This window comes from Actinomyces massiliensis 4401292, from assembly GCF_000269805.1.
Taxonomy (GTDB): Bacteria; Actinomycetota; Actinomycetes; order Actinomycetales; family Actinomycetaceae; genus Actinomyces; species Actinomyces massiliensis.
In genome coordinates, this window is record NZ_JH711483.1 from 429,705 (window position 1) to 438,172 (window position 8,468).

Genomic DNA, 8,468 nt, shown 5'->3' on the forward strand with positions numbered 1-8,468 from the left:
CGGGTGAGGCAGATGGTGCTATGTCGTAGTGCTGTGTCGGGCGTCATCGTACGGGTCGAGCCTGCGGCACGGGAGCGAAACGCGGGGCCGAAGGCGCACGTGTTTCGAGCATGTGACGGAGTACGGAGTGGGGTGCGGGGTGTCGCGCGAGAACTCGAGAGCTGCTGGGTTCCCTGCGTTCCCTGGGGTCCCTGCGTCTCCCGCGCGCTCTGCAGCACTCCTGAGCGCTTCTGCAGGCTCTTCATGCCCCTGCTGTCCGTGCCGTGAGCTGGTGATAACGTGCGGGCCACTATGCGAGCGGCATCCCGGCGGGCGCGCAGATGCGCCTCCCGCCATCATCCGGAACCTGACCATCCTTACCCTGCGCGTCAACGGGTGCCGGCCACCGCCGCGGCCGGCACCCCCCTGATCTGTCTGAAGCCAGCTCTGAAGCCAACGCCAGCCCCGGGCGGTGCCGCGTGACCGACGCGACCGACTGGCTCATGATCGCCCTGGGGATCCTGCTGACCGCGGGCACGGCCCTGTTCGTCTCCGGCGAGTTCTCCCTGGTCGCTCTGGATCCCTCCACCGTCGAGACCCGTGCCGCCGCGGGGGACAGGCGCGCCGCCGCGGTCCGCAAGGCGCTGAGGCGCCTGTCCACCCTCCTGTCCGGCGCTCAGGTCGGCATCACTCTGACCACGATCCTGCTCGGATACACCATGCAGGACGCTCTGGCGAGGCTCCTCGGCGGCCTCATGAGCACCTGGCTGGCCCAGTCCGCGGCCACCGCTGCCGCCGTCGTCATCGCCCTGGTGGTGGTCAACGCCTTCTCCATGGTCGTGGGCGAGCTCATCCCCAAGAACGCCACCCTGGCCGATCCCATGCGCACCGCCGGGTTCGTCGCCCCCTTCCTCGTGGCCTTTACCGTTGTGCTCAGGCCCGTCATCGTCCTGCTCAATGACACCGCCAACCTGGTCCTGCATCGCATGGGCATCGAACCGGTCGAGGAGATCAGCGGCACCCGCAGCGCCGGTGAGCTCGCCGCCCTCGTGCGCCACAGTGCCGAGGAGGGCGCTCTCGATCCCTCCACCGCCACCCTGCTCACCCGGTCGATCGGGCTCGGCGCACTCACCGCGGTCGACGTCATGACGGACCGGGGCCGCCTTCACGTCCTGGATGAGGCGGACACCGCCGACGCCGTCGTGGCCCTGGCCCGCGCCACCGGCCACTCCCGCTTCCCCGTCATCGGGGACGACGCCGACGACGTCCTGGGCATCGTCCACCTGCGCCGCGTCATCGCCGTGCCCTACGAGCGGCGGGCGGGCGTGCCAGTGACTTCCTCCTCCCTCATGACGCCGGCTCCGCGCGTGCCCGAGACCATGCCCCTGGCGAGCCTGCTGGTCGAGCTGCGCAATCAGGGCTCTCAGATGGCCGTCGTCGTCGATGAGTACGGCGGGACCGCGGGCGTTGTCACCCTCGAGGACGCCATTGAGGAGATCGTCGGCGACGTCGCCGACGAGCACGACCGTCGCCGGGCCGGAACGCGTGCCGATGCCTCGGGGGACTGGCTCGTGCCGGGCTGGACGCGCCCCGACGAGCTGGCCGCGCGCACCGATATCCATGTGCCCGACGACGGCCCCTATGAGACCCTCGCCGGTCTGGTCATGACCGAGCTCGGCCGCGTCCCGCGGATCGGCGACACCGTGACGACGTCGGGGGCGAGGCTCACCGTGGAGGCCATGGAGGGGCGGCGCGTCACCCGTCTGCGGGTGTGCCCCGCCGGGGAGGATGACGAGGCCGCGGAGGTCGGAGAGCCCGGGGCGGCCGACGAGTCCGGGAAGGCTGAGGAGGACGTGCGGTCAATGGGACATCCGCGGCGCCGGGGCCCGGCCGGGCGCGATGACGGGGCGGGGGCCGCCCGATGAGCACTCCGGTCGCCCTGATCGTCACCGTAGCGCTGTTGGCGGGCAACGCCTTCTTCGTCGGCTCCGAGTTCGCCATCACCTCTTCTCGTCGGGCTCAGCTCGAGCCTCTCGCGCAGGCAGGCGATGCCCGGGCGGTGACCGCGCTGTGGGCCCTCCAGCACATCTCCCGAATGCTCGCCACCGCGCAGCTCGGCGTCACCGTGTGCTCCACGGGGCTGGGCGTCGTCGCCGAACCCGCCATCGCACATGCGCTGACGCCCCTCCTGGCCAGGATCGGCATCGCCGACGCCGGAGCGCACGCCGTCGCCGTGGTCATCGCCCTGGTCCTGGTCGTCTACGTCCATGTCGTCTTCGCGGAGATGGTGCCCAAGAACATGTCGATCGCCGCCCCTGAGAGGGCGGTGCGCCTGCTCGCCCCGCCGCTGGTGTGGGTCTCGCGCGTCTTCGGCCCCGTCATCACCGGGCTCAACGGCTTCGCCAACCGGGTGCTGCATGTGATGGGCCTGGAGGCCAAGGAGGAGGTCTCGGCCGCCTTCAATGCGGCCGAGGTCGCCTCGATCGTCGAGCGCTCCACCGCCGAGGGCGTCCTGGAGGACGACACGGGACTGCTCACCGGCGCCCTGGAGTTCTCCGAGGAGACCGCGGGCAGTGTCATGGTGCCCCTGGACGCCCTGGTCACCCTGGCCGAGAACTGCAGACCCGAGGACGTCGAGCAGGCCGTGGCCGCCACGGGCTTTTCCCGCTTCCCGCTCGTCGCTGTGGATGCGGGAGCCGCGGGCGATGGGGACGGCGGCGATGCCGACGGGGCCGGTGAGAGCGGAGCGCGCTCTGCCCACGACGCCAACGACGCCCACGACGCCCACGATGCCTCTGCCGCTACCAACAGGATCACCGGCTACCTTCACCTCAAGGACATCCTGTACGCCGACGGTGCCCAGCGCAGCGAACCGATACCCTCCTGGCACGCCCGCACGCTCGTTCCCGTGCGTGCGGATGATGAGGTCGAGGATGTGCTCGCGGCCATGCAGAGAACCGGCGCTCACCTGGGGCGCGTGGAGGACGCCGACGGCGTCACCGTCGGCGTCGTCTTTCTCGAGGACATCCTCGAAGAGCTGGTCGGGGAGGTCAACGACGCCATGCAGCGCAGTTGAAGGCGGTTGAAGGCGGCCGACGGCACCTGAAGGCAACTGACGGCGGCGACGATGGCGGCGGTTGAAGCCGGCAGCCTGCCGTTGCGCTGCGCCTGTGACGGCTGTAGAACTGCTGGTGATGCCGATAGCGAAACCCGCACGGGATCCGCGTACCCACGCGGTCGCTCCGTTGGAATCCTGACAGAATGTGGTATGTATGGGAGTGTGCTGAAGTGTGCCCAGGCCCACCGAATCACATGTGCGCCGGGTGTTAGAGTGCCAATGTGGACATGAGCGAGCAGTCGATGATGTCGATGACACGGCGTCAGCGCCGGGAGGCCGAGCGTGCCGCACAAGCACAGCGTGAGGCCGACTCATATCAGTCCCATCAGTCCCACGATTCATACGATTCCCATACAGTGCCCCGGGCCGGTGTCCGCGAGCAGTCCCGCAGGCGCGCAGCGGCGCGAACTAGTGCGCATGCTGATGCTTCAGGGGCCACGAGGCCCGCGTCGCGGGCGAATGCCGCTCAGGAGCGCAGCGGGCGCAGACCTGAAGCCGGGTCCGCCGGACCGACTGTTCCGCCCGTGCCGGCCACCGGGCGCGCCAGGCGCGCGACATCCCGAGCATCCTCGGCATCCTCGGATTCCGCGGTATCGCCGACTTCCGCAACGTCTGCGGCCTCCTCGGCGTCCTGGGCATCACCAGCTTCCTCAGCACCCGCGGCGCCCTCAGCATCCGTTGTATCCGCTGAGCCCCCGGCTTCGATGGTCGTGCAGCCGGACTGGACCGGCTCCCCGTCGTCTCCGGTCGGCGGGCATCCGGGCCCCGGCGGGCGGTCCTCCGAACACGCGGTTCGAAGCGCGGGCCCGGTCTCGCCATTCTCCGCTCCTGCGGCTTCACCGGCTTCACCGCCGGGCGGTTTCCCAGTTGCGCCCTCCGAGTCCGATGAGGCGCCTCCTGCGCCGTCCGCCGATGTCACCGCATGGGACGACATCATCTCCTCCCCGGAGCCCTCGCGCGGTCGGAGGCCGTTCAGGTCCAGGGCCGGCGCCCGTCCCAGGCGCGGTTCGAAGTCCAGGTCCAAGGACAGCGCGGGGACGAGGCCTCAGGACACCGGCAGCACGGGGAGCGTCACTGGGAATGTCACCGGAAACTTGGGCAATGCTGCGCAGCCCGATCCGGCTCCGGCTGCCCCGGCAGCTCCGCCTCATGTCCCGGCTGCCCCAGCTGCCCCGGCCGCTTCTGCCATCCCCGCCACCCATGCTGTCTCTGCCGCCTCGCTCCCGTTCGCCACGGCCGCCCCGGAGTCCGAGCCCGATGCGCAGCCCGGCCCGACGGCCGAGGCGCCGTACGGGCGCACCCCGTCCGCGCGCACCGCGTCCGGCTACGAGGCCGACGATCAGATCGTCCTGCCCCGGCGCTCGCGCGATCTCACGCCGACCGTCGAGAACATCCACTCCTCGTGGGAGTGCAACGACGAGCGCATAGTCGCCCCGGCGCCCCGGCGCAGGACCGGCGCGGGCTGGGCCGGGCGCATTAGCGTTCTGACCGTGCTGGGGCTCGTGACCGTCATCGCCCCGATCAGTACTCGTGTGTCGCCCAGCCCCCTGGCGTCCGCAGCACTGAACACGCAGTCCGAGACCCCGGCCCCGGAGGCGAGCGCGCCGGCGTCCTCGGTGGCCGCCGCCGTCCTCGGTTCGGATGCCGATGTCGACTCCCCATCCGACTCCGACCTGTCCAACGTCCCCGACGCCGCAACCCGGACTCGCATTCGCGAGGCCCGCGAAAACGCCGTGGTGACCTGCTCCCCGCAGACGGGGGGCGCCTCGGGGGACACCAGCGCCTTCAACAAGGCGCCGGAGATCTTCTTCCCGATGATCTCGGACACCTACACCGTCTCCTCGCCCTACGGCTACCGCCTGCATCCCACTCTGGGCTACATGAAGCTGCACGCCGGTCAGGACTTCGCCGCTCCCGTTGGTACGCCCATCTACGCGGCGGCTGCGGGGAAGGTCGTATTCGCCGGCATGGACGATGGCGCCGGCACCGTCACCATCGAGCACCAGATCGACGGCCAGACCTGGTACACGAGCTATCTGCACATGTACGAGGACGGCATTTACGTCAAGGTCGGTGACACGGTCACCGCCGGTCAGCTCATCGCCGGCGTTGGAAACACCGGTCGTTCCTCCGGCTCCCACCTGCATTTCGAGGTCCGGACCAAGAACGACACGGCTGATGAGTCCACGGTCGATCCCGAGAAGTGGCTCGAGGATCACCACGCTGCTGAGCTGTCCACAGACTGCACCTGAGCGGGTAGAGCCCGGATGGGCGAGGAGGATCAATGAGACCCAGGCGGCGCTGTGCCGTGATCGCGCACCGCGGGGGAGCCCGTGAGGTCCCTGAGAACACGTGGAGCGCCGTCGAGCATGTGGAGTCGCTGGGGCTGACGTGGATGGAGACCGATCTCCACGCCACCGCGGATGACGTCGTGGTTCTGTCTCACGACGCCGACCTGGGGCGGATCGGCGGCAGGGGGACTCTGTCGGAGCTGACCTGGGATGAGGCCGCCGAGCTCGATGCCGGCGATGGCCGCGGCCTCGTGCGGTTGGACGAGGTTCTGGAGGCCCATCCGGGACTCGCACTCAACGTGGATCTCAAGGAGCCCGCGGTCGTGCAGCCGGCTCTGCAGGTGGTCCGGGCCGCCGACGCCCTCGACCGGGTGCGGTTCGCCTCCTTCTCCGCACGCCGTCTGGCGATGCTGCGCCGCCAGGAGCCGCGGGCGACGACCTCGCTGGGAGGGTTCGACATCGCGGGCCTGATGCTGCTCAGCGAGGCGGCCCTGCCGCTGCCGCACACGCGCTGGGGCTGGACGCGGGGAAGAGTCGACGCCGTGCAGGTGCCCCCGATGCACCGCGGGATGCAGGTGGTGACTCGGCGCTTCGTGGCCCAGGCGCACACCGCCGGCCTCGAGGTGCATGTCTGGACGATCGATGATCCCGAGGAGATGCGCCGTCTGGCGGCGCTCAACGTCGACGCCATCATGACTGACGTGCCCACTCTCGCCCTGGAGATCCTGGGGAGCTGAAAGCCCTGACGGCCCTGACGGCATCGAAGGTACTGACGGCCCTGAAGACCTCGCATCGGCATCCCCGGTAGGGGAGAGTGGACGCATGCAGGAATCTGACGGCCCTCGGCCCGCTGACGCCATCGGCACTACCGGTCGTGGTGGCGACGACAGTGTCTCGGCGACTCCGATCGCCGTTCCCACCGGCGAGACCGGACCGCGAGTCGATGCCCCCTGCGGTCCGGTGCGCGGGGTGTGGCGGCGGATCGTCTCGGCTTCCCGAGCCCGGCCGCCTTACGCCCGCTTCGAGCGCTCGGGCGCCTTCTACGGCATCCCCTACGCCGAGGCCCCGATCGGGGCGCGCCGCCTCATGGCGCCCGTGCCCCGCGCCCGGTGGGCGGAGGAGCGCCCGGCCGTTCTACCCGGCCCGACGCCGCAGCGCGGTTCGATCTTCGGGGACTCCGCCATCCCCGAGCCCTCGGTTGAGGGCGAGGACATGCTCAACCTCAACGTCTTCACCCCGCTGCCCGGGGACGTGGACGCCGGGCTGCCGGTCTATGTGTGGATTCACGGCGGTGGCTGGTCATCGGGCTGCCAGGCGAGCCCCTGGTACGACGGCGCCGCTTTCAACCGCGACGGCGTGGTCACGGTGGTCGTGTCCTACCGCCTGGGATTCGACGGCTACGGCTGGGTGGAGGACTCTGACGCCCCCTTCAATCGCGGGCTGCTGGATCAGATCGCAGCGCTGGAGTGGGTGCGGCGCAATATCGTCGTTTTCGGGGGAGACCCGGGGAACGTGACCATCGGCGGGCAGAGCGCCGGGGGAGGCAGTGTCCTGGCCCTGATGGCCTGCCCCCGTGCACGCGGCCTGTTCCGCAGGGCGATCAGCGAGTCGGGCGCCGTGACCGACATTCCGGCCGACCGCGCCCGCTCCACTGCCCGTCGAATGGCCCGCTTCTGCGGCATCGAGCCGAATCTTAAGGGCTGGCGCGAGCTGAACTACGCCCGTGTCCTATCCGTCACGGCGGAATTCGAGAAGCAGATCGAGAGGCGGAACGACGAGCACGGCGTCGAGCGGGAGGTTCCCGATGCGCTGGTCGAGCGCATCGGCGCCGCGATCACTCCCGGCCCGGATATGGGCGATATGGGCATTGTCTACGGCCCCACGGTCGACGGCGACCTTCTGCCCCTGCCCGTTCGCGAGGCCCTGGCGCAGGGCGCCGGCGAAGACATCCCGCTGCTGACCATGAGCACTACACACGAATTCATCTGGATCGCCTTCGGGCTCGCCCAGGAGCTCGGCGGGCGCAGTGCGGAGGAGGTGATGGTGCAGGCAGGTATGGACGCGGGGCTCGCAGCGGATTATGTGGCCGCCCATGACGAGCTCAGTGGTGGTGAGCACCTTTGCCTCGGCAATCTCATCTCCGACACCATGTTCCACACCCCGCTTCTGGGCTGGGCCCGGGCCAGGGACGACCGTGCTCGATCACGTGCGGGATCGTCCGCGGGGGCGCCGGCAGGATCGGCGGGAACCTGGGTGAGCCGCTTCGCGTGGGAGTCGCCCGAGACGGGATGGTCGACGCACTGCTTCGAGGTGCCCTTCGCCTTCGACTGCTTGTCCCACCCCTACTGCGATCACACTCTGCGGGCGGCGCCTCCCCAGACGCTGGCCGATGCCGTTCACGGCGATTGGGTGCGTTTCATCCTCACCGGCGACCCGGGGTGGGAGCCCTGGGACGGTCGCGGCCTGGGGCGGACGTACGGGGATCCGCGCGGCTCGGTCCCGGAAGGGGCTGTCGATGGCGAGGTCTTCGCCATCGATCTGCGCCTGCTGGAGGCCGGGGAACGACTCGCTGAGACAATGACGACGATGACGACGATGACGACGATGACAGAGACGGCGGGGTCAGCGGAGTGAATACAAGGCCGGCGGAATCGACAGAGACAGGAACGAGCTGAGCGGCTCGCTTGCGCAGTGGAGCCCGCTCCGGACAGCCGGGGTTCTGAGGGTTTTCTGCCGGTTGTTCCGCGCTGTCTCTCCGCCGAGGCGCGAGGGCTTTAGGCGGGGGCGCCCGTCACCCGCCCGCCCGGGCGAGCCCGTTCGTGCCCGAACCGTCGGCACCGTCATCTCCCGCGCTCTGGACCGAGCCGGCACCGGGGGGCGGCGCCCACCAGCTACGCTACAGCTCTGCTGGCCGTTGGCGTCGACGGTCGCATCATCCACACCCTCATGAGACACGGTTCCCTGGCCACCACCGGCCGCTACCTCGGCGTCACCGCCGGCCAGTAGCGAGCGGCCCTGGACTCCCTCACCTGACACACCGGCGGCCGTCAGCTACGGTGAGTGACCGCTGACCCCCAGCA

6 protein-coding genes are annotated in these 8,468 nt (G+C 69.9%); 5 read left to right on the forward strand and 1 reads right to left on the reverse strand.

The annotated features are described in order from the left end of the window. Window positions 1–482 precede the first annotated feature (482 nt). Both W5W_RS0113540 and W5W_RS0113545 read left to right on the forward strand, forming a co-directional pair. On the forward strand, window positions 483–1,904 hold the full coding sequence (locus tag W5W_RS0113540) for a hemolysin family protein (protein ID WP_193760098.1): 1,422 nt from the start codon (window positions 483–485) through the stop codon (window positions 1,902–1,904). Next, window positions 1,901–3,055, forward strand: coding sequence for a hemolysin family protein (locus tag W5W_RS0113545; RefSeq protein ID WP_017195788.1), 1,155 nt, complete (start codon window positions 1,901–1,903; stop codon window positions 3,053–3,055). The genes W5W_RS0113540 and W5W_RS0113545 overlap by 4 nt, the downstream gene beginning before the upstream one ends. 508 nt (window positions 3,056–3,563) lie before the next feature. Here W5W_RS0113545 and W5W_RS0113550 read toward each other — a convergent pair. Beyond that, window positions 3,564–4,121 carry a hypothetical protein gene (locus W5W_RS0113550; protein WP_017195789.1) on the reverse strand — a complete coding sequence of 186 codons (558 nt, stop codon included), beginning with the start codon at window positions 4,119–4,121 and terminating at the stop codon, window positions 3,564–3,566. 70 nt (window positions 4,122–4,191) lie between these two features. On the opposite strand from W5W_RS0113550, the gene W5W_RS0113555 reads away from it, so the two are divergent. From W5W_RS0113555 to W5W_RS0113565, 3 genes are all read left to right on the forward strand, one after another. Further along, window positions 4,192–5,349, forward strand: a complete 1,158-nt coding sequence (locus W5W_RS0113555) for a M23 family metallopeptidase (RefSeq protein WP_017195790.1) — start codon at window positions 4,192–4,194, stop codon at window positions 5,347–5,349. A 32-nt stretch (window positions 5,350–5,381) separates the two neighbouring features. Then, window positions 5,382–6,125, forward strand: a complete 744-nt coding sequence (locus W5W_RS0113560; RefSeq protein WP_029574336.1) for a glycerophosphodiester phosphodiesterase family protein — start codon at window positions 5,382–5,384, stop codon at window positions 6,123–6,125. Between the two features lie 85 nt (window positions 6,126–6,210). Next, window positions 6,211–8,022, forward strand: coding sequence for a carboxylesterase/lipase family protein (locus W5W_RS0113565; protein ID WP_017195791.1), 1,812 nt, complete (start codon window positions 6,211–6,213; stop codon window positions 8,020–8,022). Window positions 8,023–8,468: the final 446 nt, after the last annotated feature.

Excerpts from the sequence above, each read along its gene's own strand:
- W5W_RS0113540 (WP_193760098.1), top strand. The coding sequence starts at position 483 with ATGATCGCCCTGGGGATCCTGCTGACCGCGGGCACGGCCCTGTTCGTC.
- W5W_RS0113545 (WP_017195788.1), top strand. The coding sequence starts at position 1,901 with ATGAGCACTCCGGTCGCCCTGATCGTCACCGTAGCGCTGTTGGCGGGC.
- W5W_RS0113560 (WP_029574336.1), top strand. The coding sequence starts at position 5,382 with ATGAGACCCAGGCGGCGCTGTGCCGTGATCGCGCACCGCGGGGGAGCC.
- W5W_RS0113565 (WP_017195791.1), top strand. The coding sequence starts at position 6,211 with ATGCAGGAATCTGACGGCCCTCGGCCCGCTGACGCCATCGGCACTACC.